This window comes from Halomonas sp. 113 (assembly GCF_904067645.1).
Classification (GTDB): Bacteria; Pseudomonadota; Gammaproteobacteria; order Pseudomonadales; family Halomonadaceae; genus Vreelandella; species Vreelandella titanicae.
This window is the reverse complement of sequence record NZ_LR881453.1, coordinates 5,034,648-5,053,017: the sequence shown is the minus strand read 5'-3', so window position 1 is coordinate 5,053,017 and position 18,370 is coordinate 5,034,648. Positions and strand designations below refer to the sequence as shown.

The following is an 18,370-nucleotide window of genomic DNA, read 5'->3' as shown; positions in this document are numbered from 1 at the left end:
CTCGACCAAATGACTAGGCATTTGGTTCTGAAAGCGCGAAACATCAGCCGTGCCTAGGTCAAAGGACAATGGCGTTATGGAGAAACATCGATGAGTGATTTCCAACATCTGGAAGGCTTGTTTCGCCACGCCTCGGGCGATACCGCCCTTAGCCGCCTGTTGCCTGGGGAAGTATTGGCAAACGCCATGCAAGACTATTTCCACCACTATGGCTTGGAAGCACTGCTGTTAGATACCAGTGAAGTGCATGCAGGCTTTATCGATACGGGGCGCTTTGCGCTGTGGTGCCAAGTGTGGAGCCCCCCGCAGCCGGTGGGCACTGCCTTTGTGGTACATGGCTATTTCGATCATATGGGGCTATATCGCCATTTGCTTGAACGCCTGCTGGCTAAGGGCTGGCGAGTGGTGCTGTGGGATCTTCCCGGCCACGGCCTTTCCAGCGGTGCGCGGGCGGCAATAGAAGATTTCGATGATTATCAGCACTGCCTGGCTCATTTGCAGATGACCTTAAAGAGCCAAGGCATGGCGCCTGAGCCGTGGTTAGGCGTGGGCCAGAGTACCGGTGGGGCGATTCTGGCTACCGATGCACTCACCCGTCGTGGGGCTTCCGGCTGGTCGGGTTTGGTGCTGCTGGCGCCCCTGGTGCGGCCTTGGGGATGGAGCCAAACCAGCTGGCTGCACTTGATTGCCAGCCCTTTTGTAAAAGAGTTGCCGCGTAAATATCGCCCCAACTCTACCGACGAGCAGTTCACCGAGTTTCTACGCGAGGGTGACCCGCTGCAGCCCGAGCGTTTGAGCGTTGCCTGGGTGAGCGCCATGCGCCGCTGGATGCCTCGCCTACTGGCCCAGGAGCCCAACCCGCTGCCTACCCTGATACTCCAGGGCGAGCAGGATTTGACCGTTGATTGGGAGTGGAATTTAGCGATTTTGGCGAAGAAGTTTCCCAATGCCGAAATTCACCGCCACCCGGAAGCTCGCCACCACTTGGTAAATGAGGCAGATCCCATTCGTGAAGTGCTGTTTGAAGCGCTGGATAATTTTGTAGATGGGTTTGTCGATAGTGTTAGTAAATAACGTCGGCAATTCCAGACCCTAGAGGCATCCCTGGATCTAGGGCCCTGTTCTACCCTCTCAATGAGCCCTGCTTTACCCCCAGGGCGGTGTGCCGCCGAGCTGATTTACCATGAAGTCTACAAAGCAGCGTACCTTTGGCGAGAGGTAGCGGCTGGCTGGATAGAGAATATAGAGGCCTTGCTCAGGGGGGCGGTATGTCGGCATTATTTCAATCAAGCGCCCAGCCTTGAGATCCGCACTGACTACGAAGGTCGGGGTTAGAGAAATGCCCATGCCCGCAAGCAGCGCTTCTCGCAGGGCGATGCTGCTATTGGCGGTCAGGGTTGCTTTCACTCGCTGTTCGATAGTCTGCCCTGCATAGCCAAGGCGCCACACTTCCGGTGCGGCGCCCAGGCTGTAGAGCAGGCATTTATGCTCAGAAAGTGCTTGAGGTGTTGTCGGTTCGCCGAATCGCTCGAGATAGCCTGGCGAGGCGCACAATACGCGATGAATGCTTTGTAGTCGGCGTGCGATCAGTGATGAATCTTCCAGTGGGTCACCGGCACGTAAGGCGACGTCGAATCCTTCCTCCACCAACGCTACGCGGCGGTCATTCATAACCAGTTCGATGTTGATTTCCGGGTAGCGCTCGGCAAATACGGGGATCAAAGGTGCGATATGCAAAAGCCCCAGCGACATGGGGCAGTTGATCTTAAGAGATCCCCGCGGGATTGCTTGGTGAACTCCCAACGCTAGCTCGGTTTCTTCAATGTCGTCGAGGATGCAGGCGCAGCGTTCGTAGTACGCCCGCCCCGCATCGGTAAGGCTCAGCCGCCGGGTGGTACGCGTCAACAGCGTTACCCCAAGGCTGGCCTCCAGTTCCGCTACCTGTTTACTCACAGCGCCGTTGGAGAGCCGCTGGTCGTTCGCGGCCGCAGAAAAGCTCTGCAGCTCTACGACTCGCCGAAAGGTGCGCATTGCCGTCAGCTTATCCATGCATTGTTTCCAGTAAGGAAAATATCATTTTCGAATACTACTGATTATCTCTATTTAAACAAAGCTTATCCTGGGATTCATGGCGTCGACGAGATCGCCTACTCAGAACGTATTCGAATAGCAACGCATGGAGAATCACGATGACCCGGGTACTAGTCCTTTATTATTCAACCTATGGCCATATCGAGACGATGGCTGACGCTGTAGCGAAAGGCGCGGCCAGCATCCCTGGCACTGAAGTGACCATCAAGCGCGTGCCAGAACTGATGCCAGAAGAGGTCGCCCTCAAGGCGGGGGCTAAATTGGATCAGTCTGCGCCTATCGCCGAGCCGAGTGAACTGGCTGATTACGATGCCATTATTTTCGGCACGCCCACTCGCTTTGGCAATATGGCCTCCCAGATGCGCAATTTCTTAGATCAAACCGGTGGACTCTGGGCTAAGGGGGCGCTTATCGGCAAAGTTGGTGCAGCATTCACTTCCACCGCGAGTCAGCATGGAGGTCAAGAGAGCACCCTATTGTCCTTCCATACCACCTTGTTACACCACGGCATGGTCATCGTGGGGGTACCTTATTCTTGTCCCGACCTTACGACGATGGACGAGATCAGCGGAGGCACACCCTATGGCGCATCAACCTTGGCGGCGACAGATGGCTCGCGGCAGCCGTCGGCGGTAGAGCTGCGCATTGCTGAATTTCAGGGTCAGCACGTGGCATCCATTGCGCGTTCGCTCAGTTCACACAACGATTAGAGGGGGAGGTGAGACATGCATCCATTAAAGGTGGTGTTTGTGCACGATGTTGTTTGCGGTTGGTGTTACCTTCTCTCTCCCCGGCTGCACTCGCTTGCCAAGCAGTTGAACCTGGATGTGCATCACCAGTGCTTTACGCTTCAAGCAAGTAGAGAAGCCATGCTAGAAGCCTTCGGCTCTATGGGTGATGCCAAAGAAACAATTCTCGGTCATTGGGAAAAATGCGTTGCCGCAGAGGATACCCCGCGTATCAACATTGATGGTATGCGTGCCCAAACCTTCGAGTATCCTCACGGGATGCCTGGCGCGCTGGCGTGTAAGGCGGCTGAAATGCAGGCAGGTCAACAAGGGCACTGGCGTATGTTTGATCGTGTTCAGTACGCGCACCTGACGGAGAGCCGCAATATCGGTGATAGCCAGGTGCTGCGATCACTGGCTGAAGAAATCGGGCTCGACATGGTTCGTTATGATCTAGACGTGCTCTCGGAAACAACTCAGCAGGCGGTGGAAAAGGATCACCACCTCGCGTCCAAGTTGGGAGTGCAGTCGGTGCCGACATTGATTGTTGAAGACAGATGGCTGATTAATGGTGCGCAACCGATAGAAAGCCTGCGTCTCCAGTTACAGGAAGTCCGCCAGCATATTGGCTGAATTTGTCGAGAGATTGCTGACGTTTTAACGTGAGGCTAGGGTCATAATTGAGCGCCCCGGCCCCACGCTTGCTCACATTACTGGGCGTTCAGGAAGTCCTCTACATCGAGCAGTATTAGCTCATTATCATCGGCGCGGCCTTGCTGGCGGCCAATCGAGAAAGGGTAGTTGTTGTCATTGGCGACCACGATGGTGCTCTCATCGACACGATCCACGTTCTCAATGGTCACAAAGGGAAAGTTAAAGGTGCCGTTGATCGTGCCGCGCGGTGCAAGGCCCTCTGGATCCTGGATGTCCATCAAGTCGATATAGGCGATTTTCTCAAGCACACCCTGCTCGTCCGTACGTTCGAGATCGACGAGATAGATGCGTTTGAACTCGGCAGGGTTGTCTGCCCACTCTTCTCGCGGGTCGCCCTGGCGGCTATCACGCTCGATGATCAAGCCGCGAGTTCCGCCAATGAGGTTGAAATCGCCGATGGCGTGATCCGCTGATTCCAAGGGGTAGTAGCGGGTTGTGTCGCCCCATTCGCCGGTTTTAGTGTTGAGCTCGAACATTCTTAATACGGGGGTGCCATCAATCGTTTCCGGGGCGTTGGCGTTGCTATCCCAGATGGGCTTTTCCAGTAAGGGGTAGAGGGTTGTTTGGTCTTCGGAGAGCGCCATGCCCTCATAACCACCGGAGCGAAACACCCTCACATCATCAGCGAGAGGCGCGCCAGGGTTCGGGGGGAGGGCAAAGGCATTGTCGGGGGAGCGCATCAGCGTCCCACCAGGATTGGTGGCCAGCACTTGCAGAACTTCGCCCTGATTATCCACCTGGATAATCCACGGGCCAAACTCATCGCCAATCCAGTAGCTATCGCCCACCGGCTGTATCGATTCAATATCGAAATCAGCCCCGGTTAAAAAACGACCAGGAGTGGCTTCATTCATAATCGGGAAGGGCACCTTGCGGTTTGGATCCGAGAGTTGAACGGTTTCCTCGATGATGACACGCCCAGTGTCCCAGTCGGTCTTTATGATGTTAAACATCAGAATGACGTCGGAGGAGTTCGCCTTGGAGCCAAAGCCGTTATCGGTCAATACCAGGAAACGGTTATCGCCAAGCGAGCGAATGCCAGAAAAACCCTGCAGGGGCTGGCTGGGGAAGGGTAGCGCTAAGCCGGTGGCTTGCATGTTCGTATACAACTGCTCAACGCGGCCCTCTTGGCCAGTAAAACGGCCTGAGACGTTATAGTGCTCAGCGGCACCGGAAGGAGCTGCCACAAAGGTGCTGCCGGGTAGCTGGGCATGGCCGGACAATGTGGCGGGAAAACTCTGCTGGGCGTGTGCCGCACTGGTAAACGCAAAGGCGAGTAGAGCAGTCGCTAGTAACGGCTTTGTCATCACTATTTCACCATTTCGGAGGAAAAATTAGGGCAGGTGCAGCTTTTGCTAATTTTCATCCGTAATAGTGATAGTTGAATGACAAAGTGCAGACGTTTTAATGGCAGCAGGGTTTCACGTCGAGTCTGGCCCTGAGTCGTAAAATACGTCTTGCTCAACAGGCGTAAATATTAATAAATGGTGTGGCTTTCAAATACATTATTCAAAGAGGAAATGGCAATGGGATCATCGGTCAAAAAGGTACTGGTCTTTGCTGGCAGTGCCCGAGAAGCGTCACTGAACAAGCAGCTAGCCAAGCTGGCCGCCAAGCGTATTGAGGCGCTTGGCGGGGAAGCAACCTTTATCGATTTAAAAGATTATCCCTGCCCACTGTTTGATGAAGATATTGAAGCCCGGGGCGTGCCGGAGAATGTGCTGAAGCTGCGTGAGATTCTGGCGGATCACCAAGCGGTGATGATCGCTTCGCCGGAGTACAACGGCTTTATCACGCCGCTGCTGAAAAACACACTGGACTGGCTATCACGTCCCTATCAGGATACGCCGGGGCTCAAGTTATTTGCCGGTAAGTGGGCAGCGCTGGTGGCGGCTTCCCCAGGTGGGCTAGGTGGCATCCGTGCGCTACCGCTTGGTCAGCAACTGTTAGCCAATCTGGGGTTGGTCGTGCTGCCACAGCCATTGTCGCTGGCGAAAGCGGGCAGCGCTTTCAATGATAGTGGCGCGTTACACGATGAAACCACGGGGCAGAAGCTGGATGCGCTGTGTCAGCGCCTAGTGGACTCACTGGCCGCCACGCACTAACCGCCCAGTGGCTTTCGGGGGCTTACGCCCCCTTTAGCATCCGATCCAGCTGGCGGTAGCCGATGACTTCAATGTAGGTACGGTTGCTCGAGTCGTTAAATGAGAGAATTGTTCATGCCACTTGGTGACGGCGGGCTTCTTCTAGGTCGTAGGCATTCTGCAAACGAAGCCAGTAACCTTCGCTTGTGCCGAAGATCTTTGCTAGACGTAAGTCAGTATCTGCCGTAATCGCTCGGCGACCCAAGGTGATTTCACCAATGCGGGTCGCTGGGACGCCCATCTGCTTAGCCAGCGCATTTTTACTCAGCGCCATTGGCTGCATGAAATCTTCGTACAAAATTTCACCGGGATGGATATTAGGAAGTTTTGCCATTTTGTCACCTCCCGTTATGAGTGATCGTGTCTAATTCAATGCTAAGCACCTTTCAGCATCCGATCCAGCTGTCGGTAACCAATGGCCTCAATTAGATGTGGCTGGGTGGGCTTGGGCTCACCCTGAAGGTCGGCAAGGGTCAGGGCTACGCGTAGTACGCGGTGATAGGCGCGGGCGGAGAGCTTGAGCTTTTCCAGCACGCCCGCGAGCCAGGCGCGCTCTTCATCGTTAAGCGCGCAGGCGGCTTCCAGGGCTTTGCCGCTTAGCTGGCTATTCAGCGCGCCACGGGCCATTTGGCGTTCTCGGGCGGCCATCACCCGCTCACGCACGGCTTCTGACGACTCGCCTTGGGTTTGTGCGGTGAGCTGCTCTGGCGGCAGTGCGGGCACTTCCACTTGCAGATCGATACGGTCTAGCAATGGCCCGGAAAGCCGCGCTTGATAACGCTGGATTTGGCTGGCGGTACACTGGCAGCGCTGGCGTGGGTCGCCCAAGTGGCCGCAGGGGCAGGGATTCATTGCGGCTACTAACTGAAATTGAGCAGGGTAGCGGCGCTCATGGCTGGCACGTGCGAGATGAATCTCTCCAGTTTCCAGCGGTTGCCGAAGTACCTCTAGCACATGACGAGAGAACTCCGGCAGCTCATCCAAGAACAGCACGCCGTGGTGGGCGAGTGAAATTTCGCCGGGTTTGGGTTTTGAGCCGCTGTCATTTTCAGCAATTAGTGCGACCCTCAGGGCGTAATATCGGGCTATTATGGTAGTCTGTACAGGATTGAGTGCGACAGAATTAATAGCAATTGATGCGACAGGTCTTGTTTTATTCAACATTTGGTGCGACTGCCCATGCCACTGCCTACATCCGTTCGTAAAATCGGCCCTACCCGACGAAGTGTGTCTGGCTACTATGCCTTTCGCGGGGAGGAGTCTATTGCGTTCGAGTCGACGCTCGAACGTGATTTCCTCATCAAGGCTGACTTTGATGTGAGCGTCCTTGGTGTGATATCCCAGCCGTGCGAGATCCCGTTTCATCATCCCGTGACCGGTAGGCGCTACACCTACACACCTGACTATTTGGTTTATTACCGTCTCGGTAACCGTCATTACAGGGATTACCCAAAACCTCTCCTGGTGGAGGTCAAACCACGGGAAAAGTGGCAAGCACATTGGCGTGAATGGTCGCCTAAATGGAAGGCGGCGATACGGCATGCCAACAATGAGGGCTGGGCGTTTCGCATTCATGATGAAAGCCGCATTCGTGATAAGACCTTGGACAACATTACCTTCCTAGCGCGCTACAAGCGGATGGTGTTTCCCTCTGTCGAAAGCCAGGCAGTCCTCAACACGGTGAGGGAAATGGGGGTGGCGACCTTGGATTACCTGCTTTCTCGGCACTTTATGGGCGATATTTACCGGGCAGAGGGGATTGCGCATTTATGGCATCTACTGGCGACTCGGCAGTTAGATTGCGATATGGCCCAATCCTTCAGTCCTCTATCGGAGGTATGGGTACCCGATTATGAATAACCATCGTGGCAGCGCAACTGAACCCAATAACGGCGTCGCCCAAACACGCCAACACTTGCAGATTATGGTGGGTGAGCAGGTTCAGAAAGATGGCACCGTTTACCGAATTTCCCAGGTGCTCGATTTTGAGACAGTCATTGGCATTGCCGTTGAGTCCGGGCGTAGTTGCCCGCTTCGCATCAAAGAACTAGCGCCTCTCAATAGCGGGTCCGTATCCCCTGAGCAGGATATGTCCGAGATTGGGGATGCCGATTGGCGGGAGGCCGAGCATCGCTTTTCCATCATTAAGCCCTTGGTGGATCGCCATACGGTGGGGCGGGATGCAGCGGAGGAGCGTGCGAAACAAACGGGGGTTGATACGGCTACGATCTACCGTTGGTTGAAGCGGTATAAAGCGACGGGCTCGGTGCTCGCATTGATTCCTCAAAAGCCAGGGTGGAAGAAGGGAAAGTCGCGTATTCCCGCGCATGCCGAGGCAGTGATTCAGGAAGTCATCAAAGAGGTGTATTTGACGCTGCAGCGTCCGTCCGCACAAAAAGCGGTACAGGAAGTCATGCGGCGCTGCCATGAACGGCGCATCGACCCGCCGAGCCCTGGTACCGTTCGTGCTCGTCTGCGTGATATCCCAGAGCGTGACCGGTTGCGTGGCCATGGTTTTAGAGACAAAGCCATTAACAAGTTCCAGCCGGCTGCCGGAAAATTTCCCAATGCGGACTATCCGTTAGCCGTTATGCAGATTGACCACACGCCTGCCGATATTATTTTGGTCGATGACGTGTATCGCAAGCCGATTGGTCGCCCATGGATTACGTTGGCCATGGACGTGTTTACTCGCATGGTCACGGGGTATTACTTGTCGTTTGACCCGCCCTCTGAAACATCTGTCGGCATGTGTGTGGCGCACTCCATGCTTCCTAAAGATGAGTGGTTGCTACTGCATAATGTGGAGGCTGAGTGGCCGGTATGGGGCACACCCGCCACGATTCATGTCGATAACGGCCCAGATTTTCGCTCTGAGACGTTTCGGCGCTCATGCCTAGCCTATGGGGTCAACCTTGAGTTTCGGCCTGTTAAGCAGCCTCGTTATGGTGGCCACATTGAGCGGGTACTGGGCTCTCTTCTAAAGGAAATCCATAACCTGCCTGGGACGACCTTCTCCTCCATTAAAGAGAAAGAGGGATACGATCCAGAGAAGCACGCGGCCATGACGAAAAGCGAGTTTGAAGAGTGGCTGGTGACGTTGATTTGCAAGGTTTACCACCAGCGCCTTCATTCTGGGATTGGTATGTCGCCGATGAAAAAGTGGGAAATTGGTGTGTTTGGCAATGCGGATGTGCAGGGAGTGGGATTAGCGCCGAGGCCTGCTGACAGGCTCTCTGTATTGCTCGATTTTTTGCCCAGCTTTCAGCGTACGATCCAGACCTTTGGTGTGACCATCGATGGCATAAACTATTACGATGAAGCGCTAAGACCTTGGATCAATGCCAAAGATCCAGACATGCCAGACAAGAAACGCACCTTTGTTTTCCGGCGCGACCCTCGCGACATTAGTGTCATTTGGTTCAAAGACCCGGAGCTCGGGCACTATTTTCGCGTGCCCTTTGCCAATCTTGCCCTCCCCTCGATGAGTGTTTGGGAGTATGCCCAAGCTAAAGCGCGCCTTCGGCAGGAAGGAAGAAACTCGGTCAATGAGACTGAAATTCTACGCGCTATTAGTGAGCTGCGAACCCATGTGGAGGAGTCGCAAGCACGTACTAAGCGAAGTCGCCGTCAGGCACAACGACGTAAAGAGCATGAGAAGAAGGTGACGCCTGCAGATCCCCTTTTACATGCGCCCTCAACTGCGGCCCCTAAAGAGACACCCGCTCAAGGGGACGGTCTTTTAACGGGTGATATCGATGTGAACTGGGACATAGCATGAGCACACACCTTCATCCTGATCTTCGTCACATCTTGGGGCTGTCCGCTAAAGAGCGAATGGAGTTTATGGATCAACCGCGCTGGTTGGGCTATCCATTGGCCAATCGTGTCATTGAGGTCATGCGTGGGTTGATGGAGAAGCCCAGTCGTCCTCGTATGCCTAACCTCTTGCTCGTGGGTGACTCCAACAACGGAAAGACAACCATCGTTCAACGGTTTCGTAAGCAGTACGGTGAAGGCTACGTGAATGAAGACGTAGAGCCCGTGAAGCCTGTTGTTGTCACTCAGGCTCCCCCGAGTGCCGATGAGAAAAGTCTGTATATCGCAGTGCTAGAGAGTTTCTGGGCTCCCTACCGGCCTACAGATCCTGTTCCCAAGCTGCGCTACCAGGTGATTCATCAACTGCGTGCTTGCCATACGCGCTTACTGATCATCGATGAGTTTCACTCTCTGTTAACCGGTGGTGCTGTTAAGCAGCGCGAAACGATGAATGCCATTAAGCTTTTATGCAATGAGCTAATGATTCCCATCGTTGGTGTGGGGACGCAAGATGCTGTGCGTGTGCTGCATTCAGACCCACAGCATGCGAGTCGCTTTGATGTGGTCGCGTTACCAAAGTGGGAGCTCAATCAGGAGTTTCAGAAGCTGCTCGCTGGCTTTGAGAAGATATTACCTCTCAAACATCCTTCCCAACTGCATGAGCCCCAATTGGCGACCCAGCTCCACGCGATTTCTGGCGGTAATTTGGGTGACCTGCACCGGCTGCTGATTGAGTGTGCAAATGCCGCTATTTTGTCTGGAGCTGAGTGCATCGATGAGAAAATTATTCAGAGTAAATCATGGGTGCGGCCCACCCGTGGCATTAGGGAAGTGATGCTGTAATGACCTGGGCGCTGAGTGTGCCCCTGCTGCCTGAGGAGTCCCTTTCATCATGGCTCGTTCGGGCGGCGTTGCGACAGGGGTGTGATCCTTTGTCGCTCACCGGGGCTATTTGGCCAACATGGCGTATATGGACGAGGGACATTGATAGGGAAATACCCCTCGCAAGAATGCGCCCATTAGTGAATGCCTCGGGGATATCTTCCGCTAAGTTTCAGAAAGCGGGGATGCGGGACGATTGTGAGAAAGTGGTCGGTTACTCGTTACCGGAAACCCGGACTTGGCCCTGGTTGTTGGCACTCGGCAGCCGAAATCGAACCCGCCATGGAGGACAACAGGTATGCACGTTGTGCTTGGCAGAGGACTCAACCCCCTACTTGCGCCGGCACTGGCGATTCGCTTGGCACACTGGGTGCCGCTTTCATGGGGTGCAGCTGGTAGATGAGTGCCCAGCATGCAAGGCCCCTATAGAGCCCCATCGCCTGACAGCGGAAGATCAACATTTAGCTCAATGCAGCCGGTGTCATAACGATTTTAGAAAGGCGGTATGCACGTCGCCTTTACCTGAAGCGTTCAGTGTTCAAGTGATGGCTGATCGTGTGTTAGAACAGGATAAGGTGACGTTTAGGCAGGCCTCTATCGCACCCGCCGATTGGTTTTCTATGGTGGCCTTTTTTATTGGCGTTATACGGCGTGCAAGTCGGCGGCCTGTGTCACCCCTGGCCGATGCGCTTCTTTCATTGGGCATTTCGGTTACGGATTGCCGAATGCCTGTGTCTGGCCTGGCGTTTGAGCTGCTGGCTGTCAGCGAGCGTAGTGCCTTATTGGTAGCGTTGGAACGCTTGCTCAGTATGGGCCTTGAAGAAACGTTCAGCGTTCTGGTCGCGTGCAATGTCAAAACGAGCGCGCTTCATGATCCCCGAAGGTCGCCCCCCGTTGTGTTGTTGCCGCTGCTATCACGGTTATCTCACCACCCTCATGGGCCGCATCGCCGCCGTGTTCCCCCGGCTTGTCGCCCCATGTCGGAACGCGCTGTTAGAGCCTCATGGGCGCGTTTAAAACGCAGAATGAAAGCGGAGCCAACCTCTTGAATCAACACCAAACGGTCGACTGCGATGAGTGTGGCCGAGAAGTCTCCAAATTGTGGCGACGCCATAAAGGGCACGGCTACTGTTCAACTTGCTATGCTCGTGTGTTTAAGCGGCGGATGTGCCCACGATGTGGTGAGTTAGCCCGTCTGCCTAAGAATGACCCAGACGCCGTCTGTCGTCAGTGCAACGTTGACAAACCGTGTGCACGATGTGGAAAAGCCAGTTCAGACTACAACATCGGCAAGGTCACTCCCTACGGCCCTGTCTGTATCGCCTGCGCTCCCTATTTCAAAGAACCAGAGCCCTGCGAGGCGTGTGGGAAAGCATCTCAACGTCTTACCCGAGTGGCGCGTATGGGGCATGATCATCGCTTATGTCCACGCTGTTCGACAGCAGACCACGGTACCTGTTCTGCATGTCGTCGACATCGTTTATTGGTGGTGGCACCCAACGGGGATGCGTTGTGCAAAGCCTGTAATGAGCAAGGGGAAATTGCCTGCCCATCGTGTGGTAATCCCATGCCAGCGGGTCGAGGTGATGCCTGTGAGCCCTGCTATTGGACGCGAACATGCCGTAAACGCATCACCATTGGCCAAGCCGGTATCACTACCAAAGCGTTAAGTGAGGCCTTTGGGGAATTTGGTGAATGGCTGATTCGTATCACTGGGCCGCATAAGGCTGCCCTCAAGATCAATCATTTCTTCTCGTTCTTCCTTGAGCTCGACCAGGCATGGTCACGGATACCGAGCTATTCGGAGCTACTTCATCACTTCGGGGCGGAGGGCTTGCGGCGTGTGAGGCTTCCCATGCGATGGTTGCATGAAGAGCAAGGGGTAGAGCCGGATCACCAAGCAAAGCGGATCGACTCAGAGAAAAGACGTATTCAAGCGTGTCTCAGTTCTATGCCGTTCGCTTCGCTATCAGACCAAGTGCTGCAAGCCTATTGGCTGCAATTGGAAACCCGTATAGAGGCGGGCAAAACGTCCCACACCTCCGCACGACTTGCACTAAGAGCGGCAGCCGCATTGCTACTCGCTACTGACCGGGAGGGGCAGCGACTGCCTCAACAGGGCGATGTGGACAACTATTTGCATGCGGTGCCCGGACAAGCAGCCTCGGTCACGGGGTTTACTAATTTCTTAAATCGCCAACATGCCACCACGTTGGCTCCTCGGGTGGATGTAAAACGGGCAAGAAAGCGGCGAAAAGAAACACTAGCCCGCACCCTGATGACGATGGCCCGGTGTGCTGATCAAGGAGAGGCCTGGAGGGAGGCATGGATCGTTGCTGCCATGGAGTATTTCCATGACACAAAATTAACGCAGAAAATGCTTCGACAACAGACCGTAGAGCGGACGACAGACGGGATACAGGTGGTAGTGGGTGGCGTTACCTACTGGCTGCCTCTGGATATTGAGTGCTAAGACACTGATAGCGCGCAGTCACTTGGAGGGCCCCGCGACTCTGTAGGCGAATGTCGCCCCGCCGTTTGGACGGGGCTATGGCTCTCTACCTATATGCCAGGGCTCAACGGGGTGCCAAAAGGCGTGTCATGACCGTTGAGATGACGTCAAAACCAGGTCTTCATAAATGCCCTTGATAGCCTTCTCTTCTGGGCTGTGGCGCTGTGGCTCCTGTTCCTGCTTTGGATGTAGTGGGGTTATAAGCCCGTTAGAGAGTGACAGGACATCGCTGAGCTGCTCGTAATCGAGGTTTACGTTATCGACATTGTATTGGTTAAGGCGTGTCATGGTCTCTGTGAGTGCGGTCATACTGTGCTCTTCTTCTCCAAGCGGCGGAAAGGCTTGAATCAGCGGCTGACCGCCTTCCCAACCTATCTTGATCGGCTGATTGATGATGTTGACTTGGGTGCCGGGTGGAATGCGGTCAAATATAGATTCGATGTCTTTGGGTAACATGCGGATACAACCTCGGCTTGCGCGCATGCCAATGCCATCGGGCTGGTTGGTGCCGTGAATCAAATAGCCATCGAAGCCTAGGATGATGGCATGGTCTCCTAGCGGGTTATCGGGGCCGGGCGGTACAACGCTTGGTGCGGTTTCGCCGCGTGCTTCCGCTTCACGTTTTACCGACTCAGGCGGGTACCATGCGGGGTTTTTAATGTTCATGGTAGTCTCGGTCACACCAAGGGGTGTATCAAACCCTTCGCGACCGATGCCGATAGGATAGGTCTCAACGCGCGGTGTCTCACCGGTTTTGACATCTGGGTAGTAGTAAAGCCGCAGCTCGGCGATATTGATGACGACCCCAGTACGCTCGACATTCGGCAGGATGAAGCGTCCTGGAATGGTTACTTCAGTACCCACTCCGGGCACCCAAATACTGACCTCTGGGTTAGCACGTACAATCTCCTGGTAGCCAAGGTTGTGACGTCTGGCAATATCAATCAGAGTATCCTCGTAATTCTTCACGATGAAGGTGTCAGCCTCTCCGATAATATTGCCTTCCTCAGGTAGCGGGTAATGCCCCTTGGGCCATTCCGTCTCCTGGGCAGTGGAAGGTTGTGCCGCCATGGCGACAGGGAGCCATGCCAGAAACGAAACCATCACACTCACGATGAAGCCGATCTGCATTGGCCATGGGAGGAATCTCTTAAGTATTGCTGCGTTCTTTGCCAAGAGCATCGCTAGGTTCCTTTTTCATCTAATGCGTCGTTTTTTGATCGAGATAAGTTCAGTTGTAACCCGAGCAGTGTCAGCACCGCAGCGAGTATCCAAGCGGGGCCACTACCGGTGCGTGTGAAAGGAGTTAGGCCCTGCATCGGGGTCACCTCGCCCGTTAAACTGGCCTGTTCAAACTGTGGGGCACGGGCTGTGACGTGACCTTGTGAATCGATGATGGCCGTCACGCCATTACTGGTAGCTCGAAGTAGGTGACGACCATTTTCTAAGGCACGTAGACGCGCCATTTGAAGATGTTGGTGTGGGCCAATGGAGCGCCCAAACCACGTATCGTTGGAAACCGTTAATAGCAGCTCGGCATTACGCGCCTGTTGGGCGACATGGTCGGCAAAAATGATTTCGTAACAAATGGCATTGCCAATGGTGGCTCCAGCCACGTGTAACGGAGCCTGTTCGCCTGACCCTGGGGTCAGGCGAGGTACTGGCAAGTCGAAAAAAGCAAGGGTGCCAGCGAGGAGACTTTGGAATGGCAAATACTCGCCAAAGGGCACCAAGTGCGCCTTCTGGTATTCGCCCTGCACATCATTTAGCCCTATGACGCTGTTATAAGAGCGCCCTTCACTGTCGCGTTGCAAAATGCCGGTCAACAAGGCGGTGTCAGGCCCCAGGTCGGACGCTACTTGCTCAAGTATTTGCTGTGCTTCCTGCTCAAGCATGGGAAGGGCTGCCTCAGGCCAAACGATGAGATCGATATCCCTTGCTTGCTCCCGTGTCATCGTCGTGTAGATACTGATCGCTTCGCGCTGCCCTTGGGCAGTCCACTTAATGCGCTGGTCAAGATTCCCTTGCAGCAATGCCACCCGGATGGGCTTGCCAGCCGGGGTTGTCCATTGGGCGGGCAATAGGAATGGAACGATCCACAAGGCGGCCATTGGGACAAGGAAACTCCAGCGGCGACGCAGTACCTCTACCCCTAACGTACCTGTCAGCGCGGTCATGAGTGACAGCAAGTACACACCACCAACGGGCGCCCATGGGGCTAGTGGAGAATCAATCTGAGAGGTGCCCAGCAATAACCAGGGAAAGCCGGTGAGCATCCAAGTGCGTAGCCATTCGCTCACCACCCACATACCGGCAAAGCTAAGAAAGGCGAACCGTGGCCCCGTGATGCGTCGATAGAGCCCAAAGGGGACTGCAAAGAAGAGCGCCAGGACGCTGACAAAAAGAGTGGTGAGGAGCATCGCCACCAAGGCCCCGGTGCCACTGAAATCGTGAATAGCAACGAAGACCCACGACGTGCCTGAACCGAACAGGCCTACCCCATAGCACCACCCACGCAGGGTGGCCATGGCGGGCGTTAGCGACGCTATTCTCCAATAGACCAGTGCCACGCTCACTGGGCCAAGCCACCATAGGGAAAAGGGGGCGGCACTCAAGGTGGTCAGCACCCCAGCGGCGAGCGCTACAACGCAATCGACTATTGGTGAGGAGCGCCCAGCAAAAAGCGTATATTCTTTATCTTTATCGACCACATCCATAGCGTTACTCAGAGCGCTTAAAAGCAGGACTTTCACGCCATAACGCCACCGCGAACATCAATACACCGGCAAATAGCGCGATATCGGCCATGTTAAAGGCGGGCCAATGCCATTCGCCCCAGTAAATGTCCAGATAGTCGACGACGTACCCTCGCGCTAAGCGATCAACAGTATTACCGAGCGCGCCGCCAAGAATCAGGCTGTACGCACAGGCCTCCAAGCGCGACAGGGGTTTGCATAGCTGCACAACCAATACGACGACCACCACCAACGCTAAACCAAGAAAGAGGTAGCGCTGCCAACCCCCTGCTTCTGCGAGAAAGCTGAAAGCGGCTCCTGTGTTCCCGGTATAAACCCAGTTAAAAAACGGCGTTAGCGGAATGACTTGGCCAAACGACATCTGGGCATGCACAATTTCCTTGACCAGTTGATCGGCTAGAGCCATCACGCAAGCTAATGTGAACCATGGCCAGCGACGTGAAGGGCTATCGTTTGGCGCTGTTCTCATGACGTTGTTTTTCCTTGTGACAGGCCTGTCATTGCGGTACTGGGCGAAAAGCGGTAACCCAGCAGTCGCATGGCGTTCAACGTCACCAGGACGGTAGCACCGGTATCGGCCATCACCGCAATCCACATGCCGGTAATACCCAGCGCCGTTGTAACTAGGAAAATGGCTTTTAAGCCAAGGGCGAGAACAACGTTGGTTTTCACATTGCGCAGCGTGGCACGAGAGAGGTCTATCAGCTCAGCGATGCCGGTAACGCGGTTCTTGAGCAAGGCTGCATCGGCGGTTTCCAACGCCACATCCGTGCCACCCCCCATCGCGATACCCACATCTGCTGCCGCGAGTGCCGGTGCATCGTTGATGCCATCGCCTACTTTACCGATGGGGCCACGGCCTGCCGCTTGCCAGTCTCGAACATACGCTGCCTTGTCTTCAGGCATTAGTTCGCCGTACGCTTCAATGCCTAAGCGACCCCCCGTGGCAGCGACGGTGCGGGCATTATCACCGCTGAGCATGACCGCCTGTACGCCTAAACGGGATAGCGCCGCTAGGCCTTCCATGGCATCTTCGCGTGGCTCATCGCGAACCGCGATCAAGCCCAGTAAACGCTCGCCTTCGACGAGGAGAGCGAGGCTCTTACCGGCTTCTTCTAACGCGACAATCCGAGCACTGAGACTTTCCTCAAGGATGACTTTCTCGTGAAGGTGACGAGGCGTCATTAAGCTCAGCTCGCGACCCTCCACCTGGCCGGAAACACCGCGCCCCGCCAGAGCGCGGCCGCCGGTGACGGTGGGGAGGTTGATGCCCGACTGTCGGGCATGCTCAACGATAGCCGTGGCGATAGGGTGACTGGAATCCCGCTCTATTGCGGCGGCGAGCCGCAATACGCTGTTATCGTCTTCCTCAGCAATCCAAGACTCCACATCTGTGACTCTTGGGGTACCCGCAGTGAGGGTGCCCGTTTTATCTAATGCCACCAAGCGAAGCTTACCTAACTGTTCAAGAACGGCTCCCCCTTTGATCAGTAGTCCGCGCCGAGCTCCCGCCGAGAGACCGGCGGCGATGGCGGCAGGGGTGGAAATGACTAACGCGCAGGGGCATGCGATTAACAGCAATGCTAACGCACGGTAAATCGACTCCGACCATGCCATGGTCGATACCAGCGGTGGCACTATCGCCATCAGTAGGGCGAGTAAGACGACGGCGGGCATATAGTAATACGCAAAACGATCAATAAAGCGTGCTATCGGTGCCTTGGCGGCCTGTGCTTCTTCAACCAGACGAATAACGCGTGCGATCGTATTGTCATCAGCGCCTCGTGTTACCTCCACCTCCAGGGCGGCATCAAGATTCACTGTGCCAGCAAAAATGTCATCACTAGGCGCTCGCGAACGAGGTATGGACTCGCCGTTTACCGGCGACTCGTCAATGTCGGAGGTGCCCACCAGGATGCGTCCATCGCAGGGTACGCGATCACCGGGCCGCACCAGCACACGCTGACCGGGTTTAAGTGACTCCGCCGAGACATCACGCAGATGGCCGTTGTCCATCAGCCTCGCCGTTGAGGGTGTTAAGTTTGCCAAGGCTGAGATACTGCGGCGCGCCCGTGACGCAGCTACCCCTTCGAGTAGCTCACCTACGGCGAACAAGAACACGACCATCGCAGCTTCAGCAGCAGCATTGATGGCCAATGCGCCAACCGCAGCGATGCACATCAGCATCTCGATGGTAAAGGGGTTGCGCATTTTGAGGGCGCCCCAGGCACTCTGCGCAATGGGCATTAAGCCGACCAGCGTGGCCAGAATGAACGGCACATTACCCAGCGCAGGCCATGCTAAACGAAGCGCGAAGGCTACGATCAGCAGATTTCCCGTGATAATGACCAAGCGCCCTTTAGCGGTTTGCCACCAAGAGGATGAAGCACCAGATGCGCGTGTTTGGCCAGCAGGGGAAGTCACTTGATAGCCTAGTTCGTTCAGGATGCCCTCAATGGTCTGTTGCGAGGGGCCTCCATGATCGCGCTGGTGAATCTTCACCGATCCTGTGACGGAGCTTGCCGTGACTTCCTCAATGCCGTCCAGCCGCTCTAGCGCCGACACAACCTTGCGCTCACAACCGCCGCAGTCCATGCCTTCAACACGCAGTGTCAAGACGGTAGGCGCTGTCGCCTGCGTTGATGTTTTCATGGTGCCTCTTCTCCCAATGAGCTATGGTTTTGAAGTGTAAACCTTGTAGCAACTACAGCTTCAAGCCCTGCG

The 18,370-nt window shown here is 55.2% G+C and carries 16 protein-coding genes and 1 pseudogene; 9 read left to right on the top strand and 8 right to left on the bottom strand.

Annotated features, from left to right (window positions below; translation table 11 throughout):
- Positions 1–90 precede the first annotated feature (90 nt).
- Positions 91–1,074, top strand: a complete 984-nt coding sequence (locus tag YERSI8AC_RS23475; protein WP_022521274.1) for an alpha/beta hydrolase — start codon at positions 91–93, stop codon at positions 1,072–1,074.
- 72 nt (positions 1,075–1,146) lie between these two features.
- On the opposite strand, the gene YERSI8AC_RS23470 is transcribed toward YERSI8AC_RS23475, so the two are convergent.
- Positions 1,147–2,049 carry a LysR family transcriptional regulator gene (locus YERSI8AC_RS23470; RefSeq protein ID WP_009286202.1) on the bottom strand — a complete coding sequence of 301 codons (903 nt, stop codon included), beginning with the start codon at positions 2,047–2,049 and terminating at the stop codon, positions 1,147–1,149.
- Positions 2,050–2,189: 140 nt separating this feature from the next.
- On the opposite strand from YERSI8AC_RS23470, the gene wrbA reads away from it, so the two are divergent.
- Both wrbA and YERSI8AC_RS23460 read left to right on the top strand, forming a co-directional pair.
- Entirely contained in the window at positions 2,190–2,801 is a 612-nt protein-coding gene (gene wrbA, locus YERSI8AC_RS23465) for an NAD(P)H:quinone oxidoreductase (protein ID WP_022521275.1), read from the top strand.
- Between the two features lie 15 nt (positions 2,802–2,816).
- Positions 2,817–3,452: a DsbA family oxidoreductase gene (locus YERSI8AC_RS23460; protein ID WP_022521276.1), complete on the top strand. Its 636-nt coding sequence runs from the start codon at positions 2,817–2,819 to the stop codon at positions 3,450–3,452.
- A gap of 77 nt (positions 3,453–3,529) precedes the next feature.
- Here the strand turns inward: YERSI8AC_RS23460 and YERSI8AC_RS23455 are convergent, their stop codons facing one another.
- A complete protein-coding gene (locus YERSI8AC_RS23455) occupies positions 3,530–4,840 on the bottom strand; it encodes an esterase-like activity of phytase family protein (RefSeq protein WP_236557409.1) in 1,311 nt (436 codons plus the stop codon).
- 219 nt (positions 4,841–5,059) lie between these two features.
- Here YERSI8AC_RS23455 and YERSI8AC_RS23450 point away from each other — a divergent pair, with 219 nt between their 5' ends.
- Positions 5,060–5,638, top strand: coding sequence for an NADPH-dependent FMN reductase (locus YERSI8AC_RS23450; protein WP_022521278.1), 579 nt, complete (start codon positions 5,060–5,062; stop codon positions 5,636–5,638).
- Positions 5,639–5,750: 112 nt separating this feature from the next.
- Here YERSI8AC_RS23450 and YERSI8AC_RS23445 read toward each other — a convergent pair whose 3' ends face one another.
- Entirely contained in the window at positions 5,751–6,011 is a 261-nt protein-coding gene (locus YERSI8AC_RS23445; protein ID WP_159177722.1) for a HigA family addiction module antitoxin, read from the bottom strand.
- A 41-nt stretch (positions 6,012–6,052) separates the two neighbouring features.
- Positions 6,053–6,715, bottom strand: a pseudogene (locus YERSI8AC_RS23440) (ATP-binding protein); the annotation flags it as partial.
- Positions 6,716–6,994: 279 nt separating this feature from the next.
- On the opposite strand from YERSI8AC_RS23440, the gene YERSI8AC_RS23435 reads away from it, so the two are divergent.
- From YERSI8AC_RS23435 to YERSI8AC_RS23415, 5 genes are all read left to right on the top strand, one after another.
- On the top strand, positions 6,995–7,537 hold the full coding sequence (locus YERSI8AC_RS23435; RefSeq protein WP_236579234.1) for a heteromeric transposase endonuclease subunit TnsA: 543 nt from the start codon (positions 6,995–6,997) through the stop codon (positions 7,535–7,537).
- The gene (locus tag YERSI8AC_RS23430; RefSeq protein ID WP_016916422.1) at positions 7,530–9,458 is read left to right on the top strand and encodes a Mu transposase C-terminal domain-containing protein; all 1,929 of its coding nucleotides are present in this window, start codon (positions 7,530–7,532) and stop codon (positions 9,456–9,458) included. Before YERSI8AC_RS23435 ends, YERSI8AC_RS23430 begins: the two co-directional genes overlap by 8 nt.
- Complete coding sequence (locus YERSI8AC_RS23425) at positions 9,455–10,339, top strand: TniB family NTP-binding protein (RefSeq protein WP_159177721.1); 885 nt, start codon at positions 9,455–9,457, stop codon at positions 10,337–10,339. Before YERSI8AC_RS23430 ends, YERSI8AC_RS23425 begins: the two co-directional genes overlap by 4 nt.
- On the top strand, positions 10,339–11,427 hold the full coding sequence (locus tag YERSI8AC_RS23420) for a TniQ family protein (protein WP_081139052.1): 1,089 nt from the start codon (positions 10,339–10,341) through the stop codon (positions 11,425–11,427). The genes YERSI8AC_RS23425 and YERSI8AC_RS23420 overlap by 1 nt, the downstream gene beginning before the upstream one ends.
- 518 nt (positions 11,428–11,945) lie before the next feature.
- On the top strand, positions 11,946–12,851 hold the full coding sequence (locus YERSI8AC_RS23415; protein WP_016916423.1) for a hypothetical protein: 906 nt from the start codon (positions 11,946–11,948) through the stop codon (positions 12,849–12,851).
- A 126-nt stretch (positions 12,852–12,977) separates the two neighbouring features.
- Here YERSI8AC_RS23415 and YERSI8AC_RS23410 read toward each other — a convergent pair whose 3' ends face one another.
- From YERSI8AC_RS23410 to YERSI8AC_RS23395, 4 genes are read right to left on the bottom strand one after another with little or no spacing between them, the layout of a single operon-like run.
- Complete coding sequence (locus YERSI8AC_RS23410) at positions 12,978–14,021, bottom strand: L,D-transpeptidase family protein (protein ID WP_016916424.1); 1,044 nt, start codon at positions 14,019–14,021, stop codon at positions 12,978–12,980.
- A gap of 53 nt (positions 14,022–14,074) precedes the next feature.
- Positions 14,075–15,607: an apolipoprotein N-acyltransferase gene (gene lnt / locus YERSI8AC_RS23405; RefSeq protein ID WP_016916425.1), complete on the bottom strand. Its 1,533-nt coding sequence runs from the start codon at positions 15,605–15,607 to the stop codon at positions 14,075–14,077.
- Positions 15,608–15,611: 4 nt separating this feature from the next.
- Entirely contained in the window at positions 15,612–16,115 is a 504-nt protein-coding gene (gene lspA / locus YERSI8AC_RS23400; RefSeq protein ID WP_016916426.1) for a signal peptidase II, read from the bottom strand.
- Entirely contained in the window at positions 16,112–18,298 is a 2,187-nt protein-coding gene (locus YERSI8AC_RS23395) for a heavy metal translocating P-type ATPase (protein ID WP_159177720.1), read from the bottom strand. The genes lspA and YERSI8AC_RS23395 overlap by 4 nt, the downstream gene beginning before the upstream one ends.
- Positions 18,299–18,370: the final 72 nt, after the last annotated feature.

Excerpts from the sequence above, each read along its gene's own strand:
- lspA (WP_016916426.1), bottom strand. The coding sequence starts at position 16,115 with ATGAGAACAGCGCCAAACGATAGCCCTTCACGTCGCTGGCCATGGTTC.
- YERSI8AC_RS23410 (WP_016916424.1), bottom strand. The coding sequence starts at position 14,021 with ATGCAGATCGGCTTCATCGTGAGTGTGATGGTTTCGTTTCTGGCATGG.
- YERSI8AC_RS23415 (WP_016916423.1), top strand. The coding sequence starts at position 11,946 with ATGCCAGCGGGTCGAGGTGATGCCTGTGAGCCCTGCTATTGGACGCGA.
- YERSI8AC_RS23425 (WP_159177721.1), top strand. The coding sequence starts at position 9,455 with ATGAGCACACACCTTCATCCTGATCTTCGTCACATCTTGGGGCTGTCC.
- YERSI8AC_RS23470 (WP_009286202.1), bottom strand. The coding sequence starts at position 2,049 with ATGGATAAGCTGACGGCAATGCGCACCTTTCGGCGAGTCGTAGAGCTG.
- YERSI8AC_RS23460 (WP_022521276.1), top strand. The coding sequence starts at position 2,817 with ATGCATCCATTAAAGGTGGTGTTTGTGCACGATGTTGTTTGCGGTTGG.
- lnt (WP_016916425.1), bottom strand. The coding sequence starts at position 15,607 with ATGGATGTGGTCGATAAAGATAAAGAATATACGCTTTTTGCTGGGCGC.
- YERSI8AC_RS23445 (WP_159177722.1), bottom strand. The coding sequence starts at position 6,011 with ATGGCAAAACTTCCTAATATCCATCCCGGTGAAATTTTGTACGAAGAT.
- YERSI8AC_RS23420 (WP_081139052.1), top strand. The coding sequence starts at position 10,339 with ATGACCTGGGCGCTGAGTGTGCCCCTGCTGCCTGAGGAGTCCCTTTCA.
- YERSI8AC_RS23430 (WP_016916422.1), top strand. The coding sequence starts at position 7,530 with ATGAATAACCATCGTGGCAGCGCAACTGAACCCAATAACGGCGTCGCC.
- YERSI8AC_RS23450 (WP_022521278.1), top strand. The coding sequence starts at position 5,060 with ATGGGATCATCGGTCAAAAAGGTACTGGTCTTTGCTGGCAGTGCCCGA.
- YERSI8AC_RS23475 (WP_022521274.1), top strand. The coding sequence starts at position 91 with ATGAGTGATTTCCAACATCTGGAAGGCTTGTTTCGCCACGCCTCGGGC.
- wrbA (WP_022521275.1), top strand. The coding sequence starts at position 2,190 with ATGACCCGGGTACTAGTCCTTTATTATTCAACCTATGGCCATATCGAG.
- YERSI8AC_RS23455 (WP_236557409.1), bottom strand. The coding sequence starts at position 4,840 with ATGACAAAGCCGTTACTAGCGACTGCTCTACTCGCCTTTGCGTTTACC.
- YERSI8AC_RS23395 (WP_159177720.1), bottom strand. The coding sequence starts at position 18,298 with ATGAAAACATCAACGCAGGCGACAGCGCCTACCGTCTTGACACTGCGT.